Source organism: Candidatus Woesearchaeota archaeon, from assembly GCA_030651135.1.
Taxonomy (GTDB): domain Archaea; phylum Nanobdellota; class Nanobdellia; order Woesearchaeales; family JACPBO01; genus JACPBO01.
The window spans coordinates 619,104-640,955 of the sequence record JAUSCS010000006.1; the positions used below are offsets into that span (position 1 = coordinate 619,104).

The window sequence follows — 21,852 nt, forward strand, 5'->3', positions numbered from 1 at the left end:
TCAATGGAACTTAAGATAACAGAGCAGAAGCAAAATACGTTTTTTTCAAGAACAGAAATAAAAGCGCAGCTTTTATACGAGGGCAAAACACCTTCAATCCCTGAAATCAGGAAAGCGCTTGCATCACAATTAAAAAAAGAAGAATCGCTTGTAATAGTAAAAAATATCCTTACAAAATTCGGCTTTAATCGCGCAGTTGTTGAAGCAACAGCATACAGCAAAAAAGAAGATTTGGAAAAAGCAGAGCCAAAATATATTCTGAACAGGCAGACAGGAAAGAAAGCAGATAAAGCAGAAGAAAAGACAGCAGAGCAAGAACCAAAAGAAAAAACTAAAGAGAAACAACCAGAAAAGCCAAAAGAAGAAACAAAAAAACCAGAACTTAAAGAAAAACCTGCAGAAGAGGCAAAGAAATAAGGCAACAAAATGGCAGAAGAAAAGAAAGAAGTCAAAAAAGAACCCAAAGTCAGATCAGAAGGGAAAAAGCAAAAGGCTAAAAATAAAGTTCCCTCAAAGGCATGGAAATATTACGAATCCGGAAAAAGAAAAAACAAGTTCTGCCCTAAATGCGGATCAGGCTATTTCATGGCGATTCATAAAGACAGGACAACATGCGGCAGCTGCGGGTATACTGAGTTTACAAAGAAATAAAACAAATTCTATTCTGTTTTAGCCAGCTTCCATGAGCCTTCAAAGTAACTCCTATAGGAATCTGCTACTTCCTTGCTATCCATTGCAATGCATTAGCAGAGCCTGTCTTTTATTGTGTCAATAAAGCTCTCAAAAATTATTCAATACAAGAAGGTCTTATGGGAGGTGAAAACTCCGGTGAAGATAAAAATCTGAAAATAACTCCTGAGTACTGGAAAGAAGCAGTTAATATGTCGGAAATATACCATCAGTCTATGACTGATGGATAACACCATGCTGTGTATTTCGCTATGCGGTATATTTCCGAGCATGCTCAAATGTCAAAAATGTTTGCATTTTTGAGCAAATTGGAAATGTGAACATTTCCAATTAACCACCTGATGCATGTAACTGCAGCGACATGCCACCCATCTGTGATGGGTGGTTTTTGACAAGTTAGAAGAAAAAATCAAAAAATAAAATCAATTACTCTTTTATCCCCTTGGAACAAAATCAGATAATCGGTGATTGATTTCTCACTTTTCTAATAGTTACCAAATAGGTAACCAAAAACAAAAGATTTATATATAAGTTACCAAATAGGTATCTAATATGACAAAAGAAATACCAAAATATGCCTTAAGGGCATACGGCTTGTTATACACAAGGTATGGCGCAGAAGAAGAGTTTAGCCAGGATAATTTAAATTGGATAGTCAGCTTTTCAATGAGAAAAAAGATTTTCTCAGTTTTATTAAATTCAGGATGGATAATAAAAAAGTCAAGAAGAACATATGTTTGCACAGATCCAAAAACAATATTCAACTCATTATTTTCGTTTAAAGTGCCGGGCATATTAAAAACCTCTAAAAAAGAATATTGCTATGGCAGGATGAGCGCTGTAGAGATCTGGACTGATTTTTCCTACATCCAGAGAAGCTGGGAGCACAGCCCTTATTTTATAAAAATAAAAGAACAAGATTTAAATTATTGGAAAGAATTCTTGTCAAAAGAGGGAATTCCCTTCTTTATTAAAGAAGGCAGCTTTATTGGGGAATTCATCATATTAGAGCCGCAAAAAAAATTAAGATGTTCTGTGCATAATGGATTTCCAGTCGAGAATTTAGATGCTGCAGTTAAATTCTGCCAGGGCAACTCATTGTTTGAGTATCCTTTGGCTTATTTAAAGCAAAAATTTAATCTAAAAATTAAAGTAAAAAAAGAATTGCTTGAAAAAGCAAGGGAGGCAATGTGATGCTGGAGCTAAGAGAAAAAGAAATATTAAGGATGTTAGAAAAATTAAAGGGCCTTAATTTCGTGCTTATAGGCGGTTATGCCATAAATACCTACGCGCAGCCAAGATTTTCAGTTGATTGTGATTTGGTTGTTTTGAATAAAGAAGATGCTGGAAAAATAAAGAAAGTATTGGAGCAAGAAGGCTATAAAGAGAAAGAGATTAACCCTGATATTACTTATAGCGGAGATTTTTTATGCCTTGCAAAGAACATAGAAGCTTACGCCATACCATTTGATGTAATGATTGGAAATGTAATGATTGGAAATGTAATCGATAGAGATACCAAACTTAAATTCCCGGCAGAATGGATTTTTAATAATTCAAAAATAAGAGTATTAGTTGGAAAAGCAAATCCTGTAAAGATTGAGCTAAGGATTGCTGATCCTGAAATTTTAGTCATAATGAAATTGGCTGCAAGCAGAAAATCAGATTTGAGGGACATTTTTATGCTCTTGGAAAGAGACATTAATATGGGGTTTATTTTATCTGAACTTAAAAAATATAGATTGCAAAACAAATTAGCTGAATTTAAAGAATATGCAATCAGTAAAGAGTTTAGAGACAGCCTTCAAGGAGTTTTTGGAAAGGTTGATGACAAAACATTTAAAAAAATAGTTGAGAAAATAAGAAACTTGTAAACAAATTAACCCTGCATGAAACTTTATTCCTTTACTCTTTCATCCCCTGGAACACGATCAAATCCTCTGTGGTTAATTTCCCACCTTTCCTGATCTTGTCCATGACATCTTCTTCTTTGCTCCTCAGTATATTCTCTTCCCTGCCTCTTCTCTCTGACCTTCCCCTTTCTTTCTCAACGCCAAGCTTTTGCGCTGCTTCATTCAGTTTCCCAAGCTTTTCTTTCAGGGAATTATTGACTTCAGAAAATTTCTGCTTCAATTCAAAGAAGTTCTTATAAGCATCCTCTTCCTTTGGCTTTAATTCATCTACTTTCTTGCTTAATTCAAGCATCTCTTCATGGCTCCTCTGGCTTTCAGCAGCATCCTTCTGCACTTTTTGATGCACTTCCTCAGCTTCATCCTTCAGCTTGTCAATCTCTTTTGACATGCTTCTTGACTTTTCAAACAGGGCATTTATCTCTTTTGTTTCATCATACCTCTTTTTCAGGTTCTTTATCACCTTCATAGTCTCTTTTTCTTTTTCAAAGGACATCCCGCTGGTTTCAATGCTCATCTCCAGTCTGTCAATCTCCTCTTTTACTCTTGAAGGAGCTTCCTTTAATCCGAATTTTTTTAAAAAAGATTCTTTCTCAGAATTTACTTTTTTAACATCCTCTATCTTTTTGACAATTACATCATTTAGCTCTTTTCTCTTCTCTTTAGAAGACTTAACCTGCTTTGTCAGGTCATCTCTTTTTATCTTCAGCTCTTTTACCTTTTTAATAAGATCAGAAATCTCTTTTGTTACGGCACCCTTTTTGCCAAAGGCGGCTTCTTTTTCAGCGTCAATGCTGTTCAATTGAAGCCTTAATGCCATTATTTCTTTTTTCAGCTCGTCATATTCTTTAAATAATTTATTATTATCTTCTTGCATTCCACTCACGCACACTATTTGTTGTTATTATTGAAATAAAAAAAACAAAAAATTTAGCCGAACAAGGCGCCTAAACCGGCAGCAGCTTGCTCTTCGCTTTTCTTCTCATCTTCTGCTGATTTCTCTTCCTTCTTCTCAGCTTTTGCTTCCACAGCAGCAGGAGCTGCACTCTGCATAACAGCAGATTTCTTGATTGCCTCGTCTATATTTACTCCTTCAAGAGCAGCCACTAATGCCCTTACGCGAGTTTCATCTGCTTTTACACCAGCAGCTTCCAGCACTTTCTTCAAGCTGGCTTCATTAATTTTGCCTCCCGCTTTATGGATCAGCATTGCCGCATACACATATTCCATTTTACCTTCCTCCGTATTTTTGTTTTATTGGAAATTAAGTAACAAATTTCTTATTGAACTCTCAATTTCCAATATACCAAAAAAGTTGAAAAATTTCTATTTTTCAACTTTTTTCAGTTTAAATTTAAAGCTTAAGCATATTTTTTGCTTCTGTCAAATTCGCCTTTTTTTAATTTTTCTACAATATCTGCAACCTCTTTTTGATCTTTCTTTTCCTTGTAATCTTTATCTTTTACTTCTTCGGTTTTCAGTACCTCGTCAGAGGTTTTTTCGTCTTTAACTTCCTGTTTAGTTTCTATTTTTTCTTCTTTGGCTTCCTTCACTTCCTCGTGTTTTTTTGTTTCTTCTGCTTCCTCAATTTTCTCTTTCTTTTCACTTGGTTTTGCATCAACTTCTATTTTCTGCTCAGCAGCCAAAGCCTTGCTTTCCAGATACGCCTTGCTTATCATTATCTCAATAGTTTCTTTTGTCGGGAATCCAATCTCAATCGCAAGATTAATTGCATACCTTGCTCCTTCGCTGACATCAATCATAAACTTCTCTTCATCAAAATTCAGCACATCTTTATTGAACACAATTCCGTTTTCATAAGCAGCAACCAGATCCAAGCCGATCTCCATTGGCTCTTTTCCAAACTTTGAAAGCAGGCTTGCCATCTTTGCATCTATAACCTGGCCTTTCTTTACAACAACCTTTTCCAGCTTTATTGCTACCTTTCCGCCTTCAACTCCAGTCTTCAATCCCGCCATAGTCAGCTCGCTTATTATCGGACCTGGTGAAAATGGTGTTGGCCCGGCTTCAATCACAATATCTGCTGGTGCAGTCTGCCCCGGCTTTGCTGCTGCCTTTGATTTGTTCTTCTTCAGATTTCCGAATAATGAAAAAGGATTGTCTTTTGTGAAAAGCAGTGCAGGCATTCCGATGAGCTGCTGCTCTAATGCTTCAATGCCTTTTTTTTCAGTTTTAACCTTTTCAATTGCCAGCTTTATCAGCCTTCTTTTTGCAATTCTTAAGACAACATTGCCTCTCATCTGGCCTCTCATTTTCTGCAGCTGCGCAGTTGGAAGGTTCTCTACATTTACAGCCCCAATTATAGGATATTCCAAAATAAGCTTCGCTAGCTCATCAACAATTTTCTTTTTATCATCTGAAACATGCGCTTCCATCACGCCACCTTAACAGCTTTTCCCATAGTCAGCTTTAGGTAAACTGCTTTTAAGTTATTCTTTTGATTAGGCAGATGCTGCAATAATTGGTCATAAACACTGACAACATTATCCGCAATTTCCTCGTCTTTCATATCTTCCTTTCCAACTGCAATCTGCATCATCGGGTCCTTTTTAATGCTAATCCTGAACATAGTCTGCAGATTCGCATACAATGGCTTTAAATTTGTCTTTGGCGGAACAACACATCCTGCTTTAGGATTAGGCATCTTGTTTTTTGGACCTAAAATACGTCCAAAAGCCGATGCAACTTGTGTCATTATATTTGCCTGGGCAATGAAAAAATCAAATTCATCCGCTAGTTTTTTTGTTAATTTCTTGTCCTGTGCATATTTTGGGAACTCAAGAATATCCACAACATTGTCGCACACTGCTTTAGCTTCATCTTTCAGCTCAGGCGCTGCAAAAGCGCATACTTTGATCTTCTTCCCTCTGCTATGATGCAGATTCCCAAAGAAATCAACATGGTTTTCCTGCTTCTTAAGATCAATGTCCTTTAAAGTTATGACTAAATCATAAGTCTGGTTGAAATTACGCTTGGTAGAAATTTCTTTTATCTTCTTTAATGCTTCCAATACATCTTTTTGATCCATTCTTGACCTCTGCCCTGCTATTGTCCATTGCGGACAACTAGTTGACGGGCATCCTTGAGCAGAAGAAATTGCAGGTTATTTATAAAGCTTTATGTTTTCATATTGTCACCTTTAATTAGTAGTGAATAACCGAAAGATTTAAATAGTAGCATAGATTAACTAATTGATAGGAGGCTTAAACGAAATGACTCGAACAATTGATGATAGGGTATATGTAGACAAAAAATGGAGACTAAAAGTTAAAGACATAGCTAAAGGTTTTATTGTTGAAAAACAGTTTATGAATGAAGAACTTTTTGAATATACATGGAAAATAGTAAATAAGAATTATAATAGAATAGAACAATTAAGAAAAATATACGGCCCTAAAAAAGCGATTGAAATCTTGGGCGAGTACGTGGCATGGAAAAGGGAGCAAAAACCAACAATAAAAACTTCTTTTGAAGGATATTTAAGAAAATATCATCATTCTCCAGAATAAAACTACTTTTTTGTAATATTGTTAATCATTTCTTTATTTTTTATAAGCCTTTTTAAAAATGCGCTGCAAATATAAACTTTTTAGTGGTAAAGTAATCAAAAGATTTATAAATTTCAGTAAAATTGTATCTTTATGGTAAGATTTAAGCCGCCAAAAATAAGCACAGCTTCTTATAACGCGCTTAATGGTCCTGAGTTTGATGATTTATGCAAGAAAGTTGCAAAAGAAAACAGGCCGTGGATGAAGGAAATTATGCCAGACCCAAATACGAGTTGGGTATTGGTAATCGGCAATAAAGCTGCAGCTTTCGGGCAGAGTGATCTTATCCCTTCACTATCTCAGGTTAGGGAAAAGTGTGGAGCAGGCCAAAGGGGCTATCTTCTCATGAGGCCAAATGCAAGATATTGCGACCTTGTGTTATACTTTCAAAGTTCTCAGGCAAAAAAAATTGCAGGTATTTTAAAAAGAAACCCCGCTGACATAAAAACATATTTGGAGCCTACAGAGAACATTTCATATGTTAACGCGCCGTCAGGAGTGCTTAATAAATTAGATGATGCTTTTGCTTTGGGAGAAATAAAGTACGAACGCCCTTTGTTATATCCTGATACTGAAAGTAAAGAGAAGCATGCGCAAGGCGCTTATGTTGCAGCAATAAAGCACAAAACTTTTGGCAAACCCATAAGACTTACATCACAATCGCTAATAGAAGTCAACTTAAGAGGAAGTAAAACTTTAGACCAGAGATACCCTGAAAAATGGGTGCGAATGGAGAGATTACACAGATTTCATGACGAGATTGTTGACATGCTTAATACATATGAAGTGAAAAAACAGGAAAACTGGCCTCCGTTAGTGCTTCATAGGTCGAGGAATTCAGTCGAGTCAAAAGTTTTATAACGATAATTTTACTTATTTCTCATAAACCTTTTCAAAGCACTCTACAAAAACATCCTTCGGCACATCAATCCCTGCTTCTACAAAGCATTTTGCCAGCTTCAGTCCGACTTCTTTTTCACTGCCTTTTTCATTGAAATCCAGTAGCCTTTTAATTGTGAAATCGCACAAAAAGCCTTCATTGAAAGCCAGAACACATCTTATCTTTTTATTTGCCTGTTTTTTATAGATTTCATTATTTTCAAAAAAAATGCCGTTTGAAGCAAAAACCTCCTCTTTTTCATCAAACCCGTGTTTTCTTAATTCCCACTTTGCAAGCACTTTAATAAGCTCTTTATATCCAATATTCTTGGTATTGCCATTAAACATCAGCTCCTTTTTGTCAAAAAAACAAACCTTTCCCAAATATCCCCTTACCGTTTGCCTTGGCCCTTTAGAAGTCCATTTGTTCTCAACAAGATACGCATAAGAAAGCTCCTCTCCTGCTTTGTTTTTCCTTTTCTTGACCCTTATGATCATAAGGCATATGGGCACTATGCAATATATATGTTTTTCGCTTTATTTTTACATTACTTTTATCGTCGATAAAACCTTAAATCTTTTTCTCCACAACTTTCCCGTCTTCTTCTGCAAAAATCTGCGCCTGGAACTTGAAAACTTTCACATCAAGATTCCGCCACGCATCAGAGCTTAATCCTGCTTTCTGGCAGGTCATAGAAAGAGCCATCTCAGGATCAGCCTCGTACTCAGTAAACACCTGAGGCAATAACAATCCCCTATTATGAAAACCAGCCTGCGCAATCAAGCCGTCTTCTCCTATCTTCACATACTTCAAATAATCATCAGCCTTCAGCACTTTTATCTGCTCCGGCTTTGTCAAAACACTGATTTCAATTGTAATGCTCTCAAACTCCTCTTTAGTCAATGATGCAAATCTTGGGTCATGAAAAGCAGCGCTTTTGGCAGCTTCAACTATTGCCTCGTAAAGCGGCAGAACAGGCTCAGGATAGCCAATGCATCCCCTTAACTCGCCGTGCATATTCAGCGTTACAAACACTCCCTGTTTTTCAGAAAACTTCTTCTTTGTAATGTCGCTGATCTTAACATCTTCATTATAGAACTGAGAACGAATGCTTTTCCTTGCAAGCATTACTAATTTTTCACCATCTTTTAAGCTTAACATGCTGGGCTTTATTTCACTTTAATTCTTTATCAACAGCATTCCTGAATTTATCCGCTTCTTTCTTCAACCTTTTGGCAGCTTCCTCTAGTGCTTCCCTTGCAGTTTCTCTTCCTTCAGTCTCGACAATAAACTTCGGTTTTCCGACCATAGGGTGCCTTATGTTATATCCTGCTATCTTCACGCTTTTATCATTCTGCAGCTCTTCCCTAAGGGCATTTGAAAGCGTATGGCCTTCTCCAGAAATCTCGATCATTAATTTGTTTTTATTCTCTTCAAGAACTTTTATTTCCATGATTTCACCATATAAAAAGAATTGCCATTTGTTTAAATAGTTAACTGTTTTAGATTTTTTGCTTTTCCAGCCTGAACAAGCTCACTTTTACCCTGTAGATCCTCTTTTCATGCATTTTCATGGTAGCTTTCAGTGGCATCTCGAAATCAAGCACATTCGTAACCCTGAAGCCATGATCCCTTGCAAGGGCATCTACAAAGCCTTTGCTCTCACTTTTATGCAAAGAATATACAACAGGAGCCAATTCCATAGCTTTCTCCAAAAAAACCCTGTCTGCATGCCTCTCTTTTGTTCCAAAAGGCGGGTTTTCAAACACCACATCCACTCTATCATTAAAATCCGCAATATCCTGGCGCAAAAAGACCGCTCTGCCACTCAGCGAACTCTCACTTTTAGCCATTTTTGCCGCATTTTTAAGGTTTTTTTGAGCAATTCCCACACTTTCAGCATCAGAGTCCACAAAATACACCTTTTTGGCCCCCAGCAGCAAGGCGCCAATGCCCAAAATACCTGTTCCACAGCCCAGATCAACACTCACTTTCTGCTTTAAATCCCCTTTCATAGCTGAAAACCACAGGAATTCAGCTGCAACCTCGCTGTCTGTGGCATACTGTTCAACCATCACTTTCGGCTGTTTAAAGCCCTCAAGCTTGGAAAGCACTATTGCCAGCCCTGATTTCGATCTTACTTCCATTTCAAAAACAATCAGCCAGCACTATTTAATCTTTTTTATTTTTTCAATCATCTGCTCTTCAGATTTTTAAAACAGCTCAAACAAAAATACCATAAAAAACATCTAAAAACTCATTATCAATCATATTCCCAGGACAGTCCCAGTATATTCCCAGCATATTCCCAGATAGTCCCAGTTTTGACCACTTTATCGTCGAGAGATATTCCCAGCATATTCCCAGATAGTCCCAGAATAGTCCCAATATATTCCCAGTTCAGTCCCAGATAGTCCCAATTTTGGCCATTTTTAGTCGAGAAACATTCCCACACAATCCCAGATAGTCCCAACACATATTCCCAGAAAATAAGGCCTGGAATGAGAAAAATCCACTAAGAACAACTAAAACTTTTAAGCTTTGACACTAATCTTTGACAAGTACAATTTCTCCTTGCCATCCTTCATAAATCCAATTTCCCTGCCTCTCTCAACCTCTTCCAGAATCCTGTAAAACGAGCTCTTGCTGCACAGCTTTTGCTCATCAACAACAATCTCCCTCAACTGCAAAGCGCTCACTTTCTCATATTTCTGTATCAAAGAAACAATGACAGACTTGACATAATCCTTGGAATTCTTTGTGAGCTTTTTGACAACCTTTTCCTTGAAGCTCTGTTTATAGCCGCTATGTGCAACTTCTTTTCTGACTTCCAACGAGGCTATTTTTTCGTCCAATTCCCTTATCTTGTCAATCAGCGCCTTTTGATTGTTATGCAGGCCATAATATGCATCAATTATCTTGCCCTGCTCAACCTTTTGCTGCGTTATGGAGCTCCTCAAGTCATTTATCTCAAGATCATGCGCATTCCCTTTCTCATTCAGATGCCTTACCCATGCCCAGACATTGACCACATCGCGCTTTACGCTTAAAAAAGAATTCTTTACAGCCTCTTTTATGCTGTTATCCTCTTTTTTCCTGAAAAAATTGAACATTTTAGACAAACCTCCAGTTTGGATAAATGGTTTGAAAATCTTGATTTTCAAAACATTTTTATTTTATTGAGCATCGCAACTATATATATTTTTTGGAAAATTGCTTTTCCTTGTACTATCGAAAACTATTTAAATGACCGCCCTCCCATTTTTATGATTCGGGGGTGTTAGACAGTGTTTGAAAAGAGGGAATTATTGTTAGATATGGACAAGAAGCTGAAAGCAGCTTTTAAGTCGATAAAAGAAGAGTTTGAAGATCACCTTGAATCCATAAACGACAACACAAACGAAATACAGTCCAATTACGAGTACATCTGCAAGCTCGATTCTCGCATGGACAAGGTTGAAGAAAAGCTTGAAGAATTTGCTCTTTTCTTAAAACAATTAAGCAAGGAAAACAAGGAGATTTCCCAGAAAATAGAGTTCAAAATAACGCCTCTTACAGAAAAAGAGAAAGAAGTGTTCCTGGCGTTATATATATTGGAAGAAGCCACTCCGGTAAGCTATAAGGCGCTTGCCCAAAAACTCGCAATTTCAGAAGCTTTAGTCCAAAATTACACCGGCAATCTGATCGAAAAAGGCATACCGATTATTAAGAAATACATGAACAATGAAACATTCCTTAAGCTGAATCTGGATTTCAGGCAGCTTCAGACAAAAGAAAACATTGTTGGCATAAACACAGAAATTTCAAAAATTATGGTAAAAACTATGGATAAAAATTCTGTTGAAAACATTTAAGCAAAGATTAAACTTTCTATCGTATATAATATTTGAGCATTGATTAAAAGTTTTATTCATAAACATTCTTGAATCATTTTCCCTCATAAAAACACAATTCATTCAAGAGAACTTCGCCTAATACTGATTAGGCGAAAAGCTTAAAAACTTGTAGTTTTTATACATAAAATTATGCAAAAAGAGGAACTAGTCAAGTACATTGAAAAATTGAAAACAGAGCTTAAGCTTAGAGCTTGCAGCCAAAGAACAATACAGTCTTACATCTTTTTTATAAAACCATTTTTGGAATCAGTTGAGTCTGTGGAATCTATAAGCCTAGATCAGTGCAAGGCCTTCTTGGCAAACCTCATTGACAAGTACAGCAATAAATCCAGATCCCTGGCAGTTTCAAGCCTAAGGTTCTTTTTCAAAAGGGTTGTGGAAAGGCCAGATATTTTTGTAAAACTAGAGATCCCTAAAAAAGAGAAAAAGTTGCCAACTGTTCTTTCAGTTTCTGAGATTAAGGCGCTCATTAATGCGGCGGATTTTGCTAAAACAAGGTTGATTATAAAATTACTTTATTCTTCTGGCTTAAGGGTGAGTGAGCTTGTTAATCTGACTCCAAAAGATCTTGATTTTGAGCAGAGCATAGGGTGGGTTAGAAAAGGCAAGGGAAGCAAAGACAGAATGTTTAAAATAGCAGACTCTATATCCAAACAACTTAAAAAACATCTAAGCAAGAATTCAAATAACAAATATGTGTTTTCAGAAGAAAAGCCAATGTCCGCCAGAAATATACAGCTTTTAATAAAAAAGGCCGCCCAAAAGGCAAAAATAAACAAAAAGGTAACTCCTCATACGATGAGGCACAGTTTTGCCACACATCTGCTTGAAAGCGGAGAGAATCTGCTCGTTATACAGCAGCTCCTAGGTCATGAAAATCTTGAAACCACAAGGATCTACACACATATCAGCCAGGATCAAATCAAGAATGTTAAAAGCCCCTTAGACAGGTTATGAATTTAAATCAAAACTTCTTCCCATTTTTCAAACTTTTAATCAGCTCTTCAGAAATAAAAATCTTCCCATTCAAAACAACATATCTATAAGGCAATATCACTTCTTCATTCCTGCCGGTTTTAATTTTTATGTTGTCCTTGAACTTTATTTTCTCAAGCGGAACGCCATCAATGATCAATTTTACAGCCAAAACAGCATTATCCGTGCTCATCTGCTTTTTTCCGATATTGAAAGATTCAAATTTTAATTTTTCAGTCAACAATCTTTTTGTTCTTTTTTCAGGAGGATAATTTCCAAGTATGCCGCCAAAAATAAAATAATCAAATTTTCTTGCGATTGCAGGCGTTAATGTTTTCTTTGAGTTTGGATCAAGAACGCACGTTTTATTTTTATTAAATTTAAAATCAAAAACACTTTCTTTACAGGCATTACCGAGCTTTTTTAATTTTAAAAGCTCTTTTTTATTTTTTATATTTGTAAATATTATGTTGCCTTTTCCAACAATCTTTGCTATATTCCCGTATTCAAGAAAACACCACTTATACAGCTTTTTTTCCAGATGCTCGATGACAAATTTAGGTTGCATTTAAAATTTCTTAAACGGCGCGATCTTATCGATAAGATCGATATGCCCCAAGAACAATGCTCTGCAGCAGTATCTCTCCAATCCAAGATCATCAAGAACTTTTTTTCTGCTTTCTCCTTTTGAAACTCGCTCCTGGAAAGATTCCCACAATTGGGCAACCGGCTTTCCGCAGCTGAAACATCTTATTGGAATAATCATTTTACATCACCTGTAGCTTTTTTGAACTTTTGCACGCGCTTTTCCGTGCCTGTTTGGCTTTCTCGTTTCCTTTCTCCTGATATCTGCAACAAGCAATTGCCTGTCATAATCCAAAAAATCTTTCTCAAGCAGCTTATTAAACTGCACTAATGCCCTTCCTATTGCCAGTCTTGCAGCTTCTGCCTGGCTTGTAATTCCGCCTCCGTTGACATTTACATTAATATCTACCTTTGAGGCTGTATCGCCCGCCAATATCAATGGCTCCATAATTTTCATCCTTGAAATCTCTGGCTGAATTAGCTCGATGGAAACATTGTTGACCTTTATTTTGCCGCTTCCCTGCTTTAATGTAACCCTTGCAACAGCCCTTTTTCTCTTCCCAGAGCAATTTATTGCTTTCATACCTTTCCTCCAAGGAATCTGCATATATCCTTGACTTTAACGCGCTTTAAAATTGATAATCTTTCCGCTTTGGCCTTTTCAACGCTCTCAAATTTCTTATTCTTCAGCTCTTCAGGAACTCCGATATAGCATTTTATCCTTCTGAAAGCAGCCAGACCGCGATGCTGATGAGGAAGCATGCCTCTTATTGTTCTTTTTACAAATCGGTCAGGCATTCTATACAAAAAAGGGCCTGTTGTATGCGTTCCCATATCCCTCAATCTTTTGTAATTTGCAAAAATCATATGCTTATCCCCTGAAATGACAGCATTCTCGCAGTTCACTATTGTTACAGTATCGCCTAATAATGCTGCTTTAGCTACAATTGTAGCCATTCTTCCCAAAATCAAATTAGTTGCATCTATTAGCCTTTCCATTTTATCCTATTATCCTCAAATCCTTTCCCTTGGGATTTTTTTCCATTATTTCATTTATTGTGAAAAATTTGTTTTTTGAAGCCTTTATTTTTTCAATTGCAGACTCTGAAAACTGCCATGCAGCAATATTTACCTTGTGCATTAGATCCCCTGAGCCAAGCACTTTTCCGGGAACAATAACAGTTTCATTATCATTCGAATAAAGATCTATCTTTGATAAATTAACTATTCTTCTTTTTCTTGCAGAGCTTTCCAGCTCTTCAGCTATTCTGTGCCATATCTTGGCTTTTTCTTTATAGCTCATTCTCTTTAGCTCTTCTATGAGCTTTTTCAATATTTGGTTTGTCGGTCCTGTTTTCATTTTCTTTATCTTTAATGCGGGAGACGAGATTCGAACTCGCGTAAGCACTAAGCTACTAGGCCCTCAACCTAGCCCGTTTGGCCGCTCCGGCACTCCCGCAAATTTACTGAGCAATGCGAGAGTCACTTTGCTTTTTTGAGTGCCTCTGTGAAACCGTCAAGTTGATCATCGAAACTGTCCAAAGATTGCTCGACAATTTCTTTCGCGCTTAACTGTCCCCATGATTCAACATAAAAAATAAAATCATTGCTTTTCTCGATTTTTATTGCCCCTTTTGGCCTGCATATATCAATGCACGCTTCGCACAAGTGGCATTTAATCAAATTGTCTTTGTTGATTGTCAATTTTCCGTCCTTTAGATCAAATATTTTTAATGGGCAGGCCTTAAAAACTTCGTCCTTGTTTTCACAATCCTTGATGATTTCAACAACAGGCTTGTTCTTGTAATAAACCAGGCCAGGGCTCCATTTGATATGATCTTCTCCTGATCCCAGAACAGCTGTTGCTTCTAATTCCAGCTCCTGGCCCTTTGTTAATTTTACAATCGGAGTTTCAGGATAAACCGGGATAACTTTCGGGTCTTTTGACTTGATGTCAGAGGCATAAACAACAGCAGGCCCTTTTGCCTTTAATGTAAGCTTTAACTGGCAGTGAGCGCATCCCTTGCCCTCGCATTTGCACTTGCTTGGCAATGTGTATGACTTCAAATCTGTCTTCAGTGGAATCAATCCCAGGCGGTGCGCAACAATTTCATCATACAAAACAGACGAGTTCTTTCTGAATTCCACATCCTCAATTGCCATTGTCAGAACTTTGCTTATGGCATTTCTTCTGACTGCATTGACAATCGCAGCTGTTGAATCCTTGATAACAAATGAAAGTTTAAAATTCTTCTTGTCATTTTCCAATAGCCTTATTTCCATTTAAACCCGCCTCCCTCTTTTTCCGCCTTTTTTCCTGCATCCATCATGCGGAATAGGCGTGACGTCTTCTATTATGCCGATTCTTAGGCCCATTCTTGACAATGCCCTTATGGCAGCTTGCGCTCCTGGCCCGGGATTTGTAGGGCCGTTATGCCCGCCAGGCGCTTTTATTTTAACATTTATTCCTGTGATTCCTTTTTCAAATGCAGTCTCAGCAGCCTTCTTTGCGGCAATCATTGCAGCAGTCGGCGAACTTTCCATTCTGTCTGACTTGACCACCTGGCCGCCAGATGTAAGCGCAATTGTTTCCGTGCCAGTTATATCTGTGATATGGATTATTGTATTGTTGTAACTGGAATAAATATGGGCAATTCCCCATCTAGTTTCTTCTCTGTAATGCCTTTCTTCCTCTCTGCCTTGTGATCGAGAAGGCGCTTTTGCATTCTCAGCATCATTTTGCGGCGCTTGAGAGCGTTTATCCTCAGAATCGCTTTGTGGTTTTGTCATTTTTATTTCTTCTTTCCTGCCTTCCTCGGCCGCCCCATTTTCTTTCACTTACTCTTCCTTTATGAACTTTTTTCTTTTTCCCTTCTGTTTTTGCCCTTTCAGCATGCTCCTCGCTGATTAAAGGGCTTTTTGTTGAAAATGAAATTTTGTCTTCTTCTTCCCTCAGCACAAGATAAGATGGCGCGCTTATTTTTTTATCTCCGACAATGATGTGGCCGTGCGTTATAAACTGCTTTGCCTGCCTCATGCTTTTTGCCAATGCCTTTTTATGCACGAAAGTCTGAAGCCTTCTGTCTAGTATGTTGTTCAATGTGAGCGCCAGAACATCTTCCAGCCTGGCATTTTGCGCTATTAGGCCCAGTAAATGAAGCCTTTTGAGCAGCAGGCTTTTTTCTTTCTCAGATTGTTCGCTTGGATTCCCTGATATTTTCTTGGCTTGTGTAGCGAAATTGCTTAAAACAGATGACATTTTATAAATTTCTTTCTTGTTCTTCAGCCCATATTCTCCAACAATCTTATTCTCTTCATCTATTCTTGCGCCCTGCCATGGATGGCGCGGCGGATGATATTTCTTTCTTTGTTTTTTAGGGTCTCCCATTTTGCTTATACCTTTCCGGGCTTGGCACCCGATCTTTTAATGACGCCAAGCGTTCCCTTGCCCTTGCTTTTTGTTCTTCTGAAGTTTGATTTTGTTCTCTGTCCGCGCAAAGGCAATCCAGCAGTATGCCTTATTCCCCTTCTGCTCTTTATCTTCTTCAATATTTTGATGTCATTGCCTTTTGCAAAGTCAAGATCAGCTGCAAATAAATGCATGTCGCTGCCAGTTTCATAGTCTTTTCTTCTGTTCAGCATCCATACAGGAATTTTGAATTTCAGGGGATCCCTGATCACAGTTTCCAATTTTAAAACATCCTCGTCAGAAAGATCTCCTGCTTTTTTTGTTTTTTCTACATTTGCCATCCTGCATATGGCATTGGAAAGCATGAAATTAACCCCTCTTATTTTTCTGATGGCCATGGCTATTGCCTTATTTCCGTCGAGATCAGTCTGCATGATTCTTACAAGATACCTGAATTCGTGCTTTTCTTCCATTTTGCATAAACCTTATGGCCGAGAATAATGTAAGCTAAATTAAACCCTATGAACGCCTACACCAGTAAACTCGGGCTTAATAGTGTAGAATAAGGGTTTATTTAAAAACGTTTCGTAAAAAACAGGCGATCAGCGAGAATCGAACTCGCTTCCGAGGCTCCACAGGCCTCTATTCTGCCATTGAACTATGACCGCCGTAAGAACTTAAAAACTGCTTTGCTTTAAATAATTTACTGAGAAACTCTATGCTGTTTCTTTCTCAATTGCCGGAAGCCAATTCTCGCGGTGTATTATAACCGTTTCATGGTTTCTTATAATTTCATGGAATTCCTTCCTCAGGTCATCTACGATTTTGTTTAATTCATGATAGTTATTCACAATCATTTCTAATTCTGCATCCCATGGCGCAATCATCTTTATATAATAAATGGACTGGGGAAGCCTTTTGATATATTCGAGAAGTTTTCTTTCTTCTTCAGGGCTTATTGACCTATAGTATAATATTATTTTAAAAAACTCCAGTCCTAATTTGTTTATATCGACACTTATCCTGTAGCCGATAATTATCCCTTTCTCCTCGAGATTTTTTATTCTGGTGCTGACGGTTTTTACGCTGGAGCTTGCCTCTTTTGCAAGATGCGCAATCGGGATTCTTGCATTGTTTGCTAGGATGTCTAATATTTTCTGGTCTAATTCATCTATTTCATTGCGAACAATCTCTCCTGCAAAGGATTTCACATCATATATTCCTCCAGTCAGATATTTCTTAACATACTGCTTTGTTTCTACCATCAGCCCTATCTCTTTCTTAATGATAAGATGCTTGAACTTTGTAAAGATTTCATTTTTAATCCTGTCAAATTCCATAGAAGATTCTGCAGAAACACCAATAATGTAATCCCAAACACCGCTGCAAATTCCGTGCCAGGGTATTTTTTTGTGGTTTCCTATATAAGCAAATAGTTTTTCCTTTTCTTCAGGAATATTCTCTAATTGAAGGAATATCTTGTAATATGATATTCCCAGCTTGGCATGGTTTATCGAAGTAATGAATTTCTCAATAATTCCTTTTTCAATCAATTGCTTGATTCTGTATTTTACAGCTTCTCTCGACCTTCCCGCTTTCTTCGCCAGTTGCGTGTCTGAAATCCTGCAGTTCTTGTCCAGCTCAAGGAGTATTTTTCGGTCGATCTTGTCTAGCTTTATAGGTTCAGTATTGTCCATTTATTACCATTAATTCCCTTTTATATATAAATATTTCTATTTTTGGTCAAAATTTAAAGAAAAGTTTAATATATTTGGTTTAACATTATTACTACCATTAAGTGAGAATTAACAAAGAGGAGGTAATTCGAAATGACAAAAAAAATAATGTTGATTAAACCGCCAGTGGAAACAGATGCAGTTTTTGACCCAATCAGAACTACGCAGCCAATAGGCTCGTGGTATATTGCAAGCTACCTTAAAGAGAGAGGTTATGATGTTAACATATTTGACACAGTAATTGAAGGAATAAGCCAAAGAGTAATGGTTAATTCTAGCCTAAGCTATGAAGACTTCCAAAAACAAAAAGCTACTGACTTGCAGACAATGGCTGCTGGGCAATTTGTTGAAAAATATTCTCCACAAATACTTGAAGGTGGGGTTTCAAGGCAAGTAGTCAGAACAGGATTGTCAAATGAAAAAATTTTAGATAGAATTAGAAAAGAGAATCCAGAGTATATAGGATTATCAATATTTGCTTCATGCAACCACGGCTCAGCCATAAAAATTGCAAAACTAATTAAGTCAGAATTTCCAGAAATAAAAATTGTTGCTGGAGGAGCTCATGCTACAGACATGGCTGAAAAAGTATTGCAAGATTCTGAAGGTGCTATAAGTTTTTGCGTGAAAGGTGACGGTCAGTTTGTGCTTGAAGAAATTATCGAAGGAAAAACTCCGGAAACTGGCGTTGCTTATATGGAAAATGGAAGGCTAGTTAATAAGGGAGAATATAGGAGAATGAGAATGGATGAGTTCTCAACCTTGGATCCAACACTGCTTGAAAACATAGTGCTTCCAATGCCAGCAACTCACACACAAGATACACAAGGAAGAAAATATGTTGATGTAATGTTTTCAAGAGGATGCAAAAAGAAATGCGAATATTGTGTGGCTGGAAGCAAAAACTACGGTTACGACCCGCTAAGTTTAGACAAAGTTGACAAACAGCTTAAATCATTGAAACAAGCAGGATATGAAGAACTTGTAGTCCAAGATGATGACTTGCTTAGGAACAAAGAATACTTTTTTGAAGTTTTAAAACTTATAAACAAGTATGATTTTAAGTGGCAGGACAATGGAGGAATTGCAATAGAAGACCTTGATGTTAAAGTAGCAGATGCAATAATTGAGAACGGCAACTGCAATTCATTGTACGTGCCTTTCAATCCAAGAAACTACAAAGTCAAACAAGCAGCAAACTCAGCAACAAAAACATATTCCGGAAATGTAGAACAGCTAAAAAGACTAAGAGAAGCAGGAATATATATCTACACCAGCGGAATATATGGGACAGATGTGCAAACCAAGGAAGATATAGACGGCGAGATAAACATCTACAAAAACCTCATACAAGACGGCTTCGTAGACCAAGCTTTAGTATTCGCTGTTTCACATTTGCCTGGAACAAGAAACCACCAGTTATTTAGTCAAGACATTGTTGACCACCAAGATTGGATAGGCTACTCCATATTCGTTCCACATGCAAAAACATCCAGCATGAGCATAAGAGAAGTGGAAACAGCAGTAGTAAAGGCAAACCAAGAGTTTAATAGAATACAAGAGATTGCTGGTCCTTGGGGAAGCTCATTCCCAAAATGATTTTTTCTTTTTTTCTTTATTTTTCTAAACTTCATCAGCTCTGAGAAATCGGCGGATAACTATAGCTAGTTCTAGGAACTTCTGATCTTTCCATCTGCCTTCTTGCCATGGCTATTAAATAAGGTATGCTGAATGAGAATACATAAACAATGCTCACAAAAAAAGGATCCTGCAGCGGATTAGTCAGCTTAAGCAGCTTTATCAGGTAATTTGCCATATCGGTCATAAAATAAATGTTGATGATCGCAATGGCCGGGATAAAAACCCATGCAATTACATGCTGCTTTTCATCAGCTGTTTCAATATCCTTTAATAAAAGATTGAACAAAGAGCCGAAAGCAATGCCGATCATTATGATTATTGCATAAAGAAAAAAACCCTTTAAAGTCAGAAGAAAAGGAACAAGCACAACTGACAAGATTCCATTGCCGACTATCGCAACAACTAAGGAGAACCAATAAACAAACTTTCCCCTTTTGAGCTCTTTTTTGCCGAATACATTTGAAACTCTTGCTACCTCTGCATCAGACCATCCCTTTTGCTTTAATCTTTGCTGCAGTGTGCTCATTTTCTCACCAAAAGTGCAGCAAGTTTTCTGAAAGCAGCTGAAGCCGGCGCATTCGGCTCAATATAGGCAACAGGATGCTTCAAAAAAAGAGCCTTTCTTACATTGTCATCATGGGGAATTATGCCAATTACAGTTTTCTCTAAAATTGATTCAACATTCTCAGCGCTCATCTCATTTTCATCATTCTTAACATTGTTCAATACAATGCCGATAGTTGAAATGCCATTCTCCTCAGCTAATTTTATTGTTTTAAGCGCATCTGTCACAGACGGAAGATCCGGGTTTGTAACAATAATTAACTCATCCGCTGCTTTAATTGCGTCAGCAGCGTGCTTTCCCAAAGTTGCAGCTGTGTCGATAAGCGCAATTTCAGTTGTTCCATTCAGCTCCCTTAAAGCGCCTTTTAATCTTCCGCTTGCATTCTCGTCAATGTTTGAAAAAGAAAGCGAGCCAGTTACAAGCTTCAAGCCGCTGGGATGAAGATATGTTGCTTCAGAAATGTGCTTTTTTCCGATCAGAACATCGTGCAAAGTTGCCGCCAGAATCGGAACCCCGAGAAATAACCCGATATTTGGGTTGGTTAAATTGCCGTCAACAAGAGTTACATCCCTGCCATAACTGCTGAGCGCTACTCCGAGATTAATAGCGGTAGTTGTTTTTCCCACTCCTCCTTTTGCTGAAGCAATTGCAACAAACTTAGTCATTTTCATCCTTGGGCGGATATATGATGCTTTCGATTATGCTTATGAACTTTCTTATTTTATGATAGTATTCGGTTATTATGTCAATGTCAATCTCAATCTCTCCTTCTTCAAGAAAAGCAGTCATTGTGACGTGCCTTCTGAATTCTCTGGCCCTTTCAAAATGGGCCCTATCAATCTTCCTCAGTAAAATGTAAAAATCAACATAATCCTTCAGGCTTTCATACTCTTCTGACTTGAACAAATTTAGAAAAACATTGCATCGCTCAACAACGTTTGCCGGAATCGCCTTTATTTTCTTCTTCTCTTTTGCATATTCTAAGCCGGCTCTTATAGAACAGTCAAAGGCATTGATCATCCTCTCCACTATGCTTTTTATGACATCAACTGTCCTTGTGTACTTCAGGCTTACGTATATTAAATGGTCAACCCTTTTAAGCTCCTCTTTTGCTTCAGCTAAAGATTCTAGGTATTCGCTCATCTTCGTTCTTTTTTAATATAGTATCAATAACTTGAATAAATAACTTTGTTTTTGTTACGTATTTCTTTATGCTGTCCAGCGATATGGTGTTCATCCTGTAGTTGTCAGAGCATATGACAAACCTGTCCTTTCTTATGAATTCAACAGGGCTTTTTTTATGGCTCACTATTATGTCTTTTACCTCTCTTATCATGGCAGTATAATCCTTGCTTATTCCATATTTCTGCATCCTTTCTGTGAATAGCATGAATTTTGGCCCGAATGTGTCGTTAAAAGCCGGAATTGCCTTGTAGAACCTCTCATAATAAAGCAGGGCAGACATTGAATAAGTCAATGCCAGGAAAACATTGTCCACGATCGAAAGAAGCAGCCTTGGATCCTTCAATAAAGTATATGTAACCGATATCATATGATCAGCTACTGCAATGTTCTTTTTAGCCTTCTGGATGGCTTCCTCGTATTGCTCCATTTTACATAGTTATTTTATAGAAGTATAAAAATGTTTAGAATTTTTACTGGCTTTTCAGCTTCAAGATAGCCTCTGCAATATCTCCATTTGAGTCTTTTAATGCCTTTCTTGCAGATTCTTGATCAACATTTGCCTGCTCCATCACAGTCTTGATGTCATCCTCTGAGATCTCTACGCTCTTTTCCCTTTCGTTTATAGTGCCGCTGATCTGAAACGATTCCTGGCCCATCATATTTACTTTCTGAACGCTGGGATTAGTTATTACAATGTCTTTATCTTCACACTTTATTATGACTTCTGATGCTTCTATCTCTTCCTGCTTCATGCCAAGCTTTTTCATAGCCTGCTGCATCTGTCTTGGGTCAATTCCTGGAAACATTTTAG

General features: G+C 37.5%; 31 protein-coding genes, 2 tRNA genes and 2 pseudogenes. 9 read left to right on the forward strand and 26 right to left on the reverse strand.

The window, feature by feature from the left end; genetic code table 11:
• Nucleotides 1-3 precede the first annotated feature (3 nt).
• The 4 genes and pseudogenes from Q7J54_03730 (at nt 4) to Q7J54_03745 (ending at nt 2,564) form a co-directional block, all read left to right on the forward strand.
• Nucleotides 4-417, forward strand: coding sequence for a hypothetical protein (locus tag Q7J54_03730; GenBank protein MDO8740653.1), 414 nt, complete (start codon nt 4-6; stop codon nt 415-417).
• 84 nt (nt 418-501) lie between these two features.
• Nucleotides 502-651, forward strand: a pseudogene (locus tag Q7J54_03735) (30S ribosomal protein S27ae).
• Nucleotides 652-1,242: 591 nt separating this feature from the next.
• Complete coding sequence (locus Q7J54_03740; protein ID MDO8740654.1) at nt 1,243-1,884, forward strand: hypothetical protein; 642 nt, start codon at nt 1,243-1,245, stop codon at nt 1,882-1,884.
• Complete coding sequence (locus Q7J54_03745) at nt 1,884-2,564, forward strand: nucleotidyl transferase AbiEii/AbiGii toxin family protein (GenBank protein MDO8740655.1); 681 nt, start codon at nt 1,884-1,886, stop codon at nt 2,562-2,564. The genes Q7J54_03740 and Q7J54_03745 overlap by 1 nt, the downstream gene beginning before the upstream one ends.
• 31 nt (nt 2,565-2,595) lie before the next feature.
• Here the strand turns inward: Q7J54_03745 and Q7J54_03750 are convergent, their stop codons facing one another.
• From Q7J54_03750 to Q7J54_03765, 4 genes are all read right to left on the reverse strand, one after another.
• Nucleotides 2,596-3,477 carry a hypothetical protein gene (locus Q7J54_03750; protein ID MDO8740656.1) on the reverse strand — a complete coding sequence of 294 codons (882 nt, stop codon included), beginning with the start codon at nt 3,475-3,477 and terminating at the stop codon, nt 2,596-2,598.
• Nucleotides 3,478-3,530: 53 nt separating this feature from the next.
• A complete protein-coding gene (gene rpl12p, locus Q7J54_03755) occupies nt 3,531-3,830 on the reverse strand; it encodes a 50S ribosomal protein P1 (protein ID MDO8740657.1) in 300 nt (99 codons plus the stop codon).
• Nucleotides 3,831-3,961: 131 nt separating this feature from the next.
• A complete protein-coding gene (gene rplJ, locus Q7J54_03760; GenBank protein MDO8740658.1) occupies nt 3,962-4,996 on the reverse strand; it encodes a 50S ribosomal protein L10 in 1,035 nt (344 codons plus the stop codon).
• The gene (locus Q7J54_03765; protein ID MDO8740659.1) at nt 4,996-5,649 is read right to left on the reverse strand and encodes a 50S ribosomal protein L1; all 654 of its coding nucleotides are present in this window, start codon (nt 5,647-5,649) and stop codon (nt 4,996-4,998) included. Before Q7J54_03765 ends, rplJ begins: the two co-directional genes overlap by 1 nt.
• Nucleotides 5,650-5,833: 184 nt before the next feature.
• On the opposite strand from Q7J54_03765, the gene Q7J54_03770 reads away from it, so the two are divergent.
• A complete protein-coding gene (locus Q7J54_03770) occupies nt 5,834-6,130 on the forward strand; it encodes a hypothetical protein (protein MDO8740660.1) in 297 nt (98 codons plus the stop codon).
• 132 nt (nt 6,131-6,262) lie between these two features.
• Nucleotides 6,263-7,030 (forward strand): hypothetical protein, encoded by a 768-nt coding sequence (locus Q7J54_03775; GenBank protein ID MDO8740661.1) that lies wholly within the window; start codon nt 6,263-6,265, stop codon nt 7,028-7,030.
• 12 nt (nt 7,031-7,042) lie between these two features.
• Here Q7J54_03775 and Q7J54_03780 read toward each other — a convergent pair whose 3' ends face one another.
• From Q7J54_03780 to Q7J54_03800, 5 genes are all read right to left on the reverse strand, one after another.
• Entirely contained in the window at nt 7,043-7,546 is a 504-nt protein-coding gene (locus tag Q7J54_03780) for a hypothetical protein (GenBank protein ID MDO8740662.1), read from the reverse strand.
• A gap of 73 nt (nt 7,547-7,619) precedes the next feature.
• The gene (locus Q7J54_03785; GenBank protein MDO8740663.1) at nt 7,620-8,210 is read right to left on the reverse strand and encodes a TIGR00296 family protein; all 591 of its coding nucleotides are present in this window, start codon (nt 8,208-8,210) and stop codon (nt 7,620-7,622) included.
• Nucleotides 8,211-8,223: 13 nt separating this feature from the next.
• Nucleotides 8,224-8,502: a DNA-directed RNA polymerase subunit L gene (locus Q7J54_03790; GenBank protein ID MDO8740664.1), complete on the reverse strand. Its 279-nt coding sequence runs from the start codon at nt 8,500-8,502 to the stop codon at nt 8,224-8,226.
• A gap of 49 nt (nt 8,503-8,551) precedes the next feature.
• Nucleotides 8,552-9,196, reverse strand: coding sequence for an METTL5 family protein (locus Q7J54_03795; GenBank protein MDO8740665.1), 645 nt, complete (start codon nt 9,194-9,196; stop codon nt 8,552-8,554).
• Between the two features lie 387 nt (nt 9,197-9,583).
• Nucleotides 9,584-10,162, reverse strand: coding sequence for a hypothetical protein (locus Q7J54_03800; protein ID MDO8740666.1), 579 nt, complete (start codon nt 10,160-10,162; stop codon nt 9,584-9,586).
• Between the two features lie 174 nt (nt 10,163-10,336).
• Between Q7J54_03800 and Q7J54_03805 the strand changes: the two genes are divergently transcribed.
• Nucleotides 10,337-10,903, forward strand: coding sequence for an HTH domain-containing protein (locus Q7J54_03805; protein MDO8740667.1), 567 nt, complete (start codon nt 10,337-10,339; stop codon nt 10,901-10,903).
• Nucleotides 10,904-11,074: 171 nt separating this feature from the next.
• The gene (locus Q7J54_03810) at nt 11,075-11,902 is read left to right on the forward strand and encodes a tyrosine-type recombinase/integrase (protein ID MDO8740668.1); all 828 of its coding nucleotides are present in this window, start codon (nt 11,075-11,077) and stop codon (nt 11,900-11,902) included.
• Nucleotides 11,903-11,909: 7 nt separating this feature from the next.
• Here the strand turns inward: Q7J54_03810 and Q7J54_03815 are convergent, their stop codons facing one another.
• The 12 genes and pseudogenes from Q7J54_03815 to Q7J54_03870 all read right to left on the reverse strand — a co-directional run bounded on the left by Q7J54_03815 (nt 11,910) and on the right by Q7J54_03870 (nt 17,611).
• Nucleotides 11,910-12,488 (reverse strand): SAM-dependent methyltransferase, encoded by a 579-nt coding sequence (locus tag Q7J54_03815; GenBank protein ID MDO8740669.1) that lies wholly within the window; start codon nt 12,486-12,488, stop codon nt 11,910-11,912.
• Complete coding sequence (locus Q7J54_03820; protein ID MDO8740670.1) at nt 12,489-12,686, reverse strand: DNA-directed RNA polymerase subunit N; 198 nt, start codon at nt 12,684-12,686, stop codon at nt 12,489-12,491. It abuts the gene before it with no gap.
• A gap of 6 nt (nt 12,687-12,692) precedes the next feature.
• Complete coding sequence (locus Q7J54_03825) at nt 12,693-13,088, reverse strand: 30S ribosomal protein S9 (GenBank protein MDO8740671.1); 396 nt, start codon at nt 13,086-13,088, stop codon at nt 12,693-12,695.
• On the reverse strand, nt 13,085-13,504 hold the full coding sequence (locus Q7J54_03830; protein ID MDO8740672.1) for a 50S ribosomal protein L13: 420 nt from the start codon (nt 13,502-13,504) through the stop codon (nt 13,085-13,087). Before Q7J54_03830 ends, Q7J54_03825 begins: the two co-directional genes overlap by 4 nt.
• A gap of 1 nt (nt 13,505) precedes the next feature.
• Entirely contained in the window at nt 13,506-13,865 is a 360-nt protein-coding gene (locus tag Q7J54_03835) for a 50S ribosomal protein L18e (protein MDO8740673.1), read from the reverse strand.
• Nucleotides 13,866-13,880: 15 nt separating this feature from the next.
• Nucleotides 13,881-13,964 (reverse strand) — tRNA-Leu (locus tag Q7J54_03840).
• Between the two features lie 23 nt (nt 13,965-13,987).
• Entirely contained in the window at nt 13,988-14,788 is an 801-nt protein-coding gene (locus Q7J54_03845) for a DNA-directed RNA polymerase subunit D (GenBank protein MDO8740674.1), read from the reverse strand.
• Nucleotides 14,789-15,295: a 30S ribosomal protein S11 gene (locus Q7J54_03850; protein ID MDO8740675.1), complete on the reverse strand. Its 507-nt coding sequence runs from the start codon at nt 15,293-15,295 to the stop codon at nt 14,789-14,791.
• Between the two features lie 70 nt (nt 15,296-15,365).
• Nucleotides 15,366-15,893 (reverse strand): annotated as a pseudogene (locus tag Q7J54_03855) (30S ribosomal protein S4).
• A 5-nt stretch (nt 15,894-15,898) separates the two neighbouring features.
• On the reverse strand, nt 15,899-16,387 hold the full coding sequence (locus Q7J54_03860) for a 30S ribosomal protein S13 (GenBank protein ID MDO8740676.1): 489 nt from the start codon (nt 16,385-16,387) through the stop codon (nt 15,899-15,901).
• 124 nt (nt 16,388-16,511) lie between these two features.
• Nucleotides 16,512-16,582, reverse strand: a tRNA-His gene (locus Q7J54_03865).
• Between the two features lie 48 nt (nt 16,583-16,630).
• Complete coding sequence (locus Q7J54_03870; GenBank protein ID MDO8740677.1) at nt 16,631-17,611, reverse strand: Lrp/AsnC family transcriptional regulator; 981 nt, start codon at nt 17,609-17,611, stop codon at nt 16,631-16,633.
• 132 nt (nt 17,612-17,743) lie between these two features.
• Between Q7J54_03870 and Q7J54_03875 the strand changes: the two genes are divergently transcribed.
• Nucleotides 17,744-19,249 (forward strand): cobalamin-dependent protein, encoded by a 1,506-nt coding sequence (locus Q7J54_03875; GenBank protein MDO8740678.1) that lies wholly within the window; start codon nt 17,744-17,746, stop codon nt 19,247-19,249.
• A 34-nt stretch (nt 19,250-19,283) separates the two neighbouring features.
• Here the strand turns inward: Q7J54_03875 and Q7J54_03880 are convergent, their stop codons facing one another.
• Genes Q7J54_03880 through Q7J54_03900 form a run of 5 tightly spaced genes read right to left on the reverse strand, consistent with a single transcriptional unit; the run spans nt 19,284 to nt 21,847 of the window.
• On the reverse strand, nt 19,284-19,817 hold the full coding sequence (locus tag Q7J54_03880; protein ID MDO8740679.1) for a hypothetical protein: 534 nt from the start codon (nt 19,815-19,817) through the stop codon (nt 19,284-19,286).
• Complete coding sequence (gene minD, locus Q7J54_03885) at nt 19,814-20,521, reverse strand: cell division ATPase MinD (protein ID MDO8740680.1); 708 nt, start codon at nt 20,519-20,521, stop codon at nt 19,814-19,816. The genes Q7J54_03880 and minD overlap by 4 nt, the downstream gene beginning before the upstream one ends.
• Nucleotides 20,514-20,999 (reverse strand): hypothetical protein, encoded by a 486-nt coding sequence (locus Q7J54_03890; protein ID MDO8740681.1) that lies wholly within the window; start codon nt 20,997-20,999, stop codon nt 20,514-20,516. Before Q7J54_03890 ends, minD begins: the two co-directional genes overlap by 8 nt.
• The gene (locus tag Q7J54_03895) at nt 20,971-21,468 is read right to left on the reverse strand and encodes a hypothetical protein (GenBank protein MDO8740682.1); all 498 of its coding nucleotides are present in this window, start codon (nt 21,466-21,468) and stop codon (nt 20,971-20,973) included. The genes Q7J54_03890 and Q7J54_03895 overlap by 29 nt, the downstream gene beginning before the upstream one ends.
• A gap of 43 nt (nt 21,469-21,511) precedes the next feature.
• Nucleotides 21,512-21,847 (reverse strand): nascent polypeptide-associated complex protein, encoded by a 336-nt coding sequence (locus tag Q7J54_03900; GenBank protein MDO8740683.1) that lies wholly within the window; start codon nt 21,845-21,847, stop codon nt 21,512-21,514.
• Between the last annotated feature and the right edge of the window lie 5 nt (nt 21,848-21,852).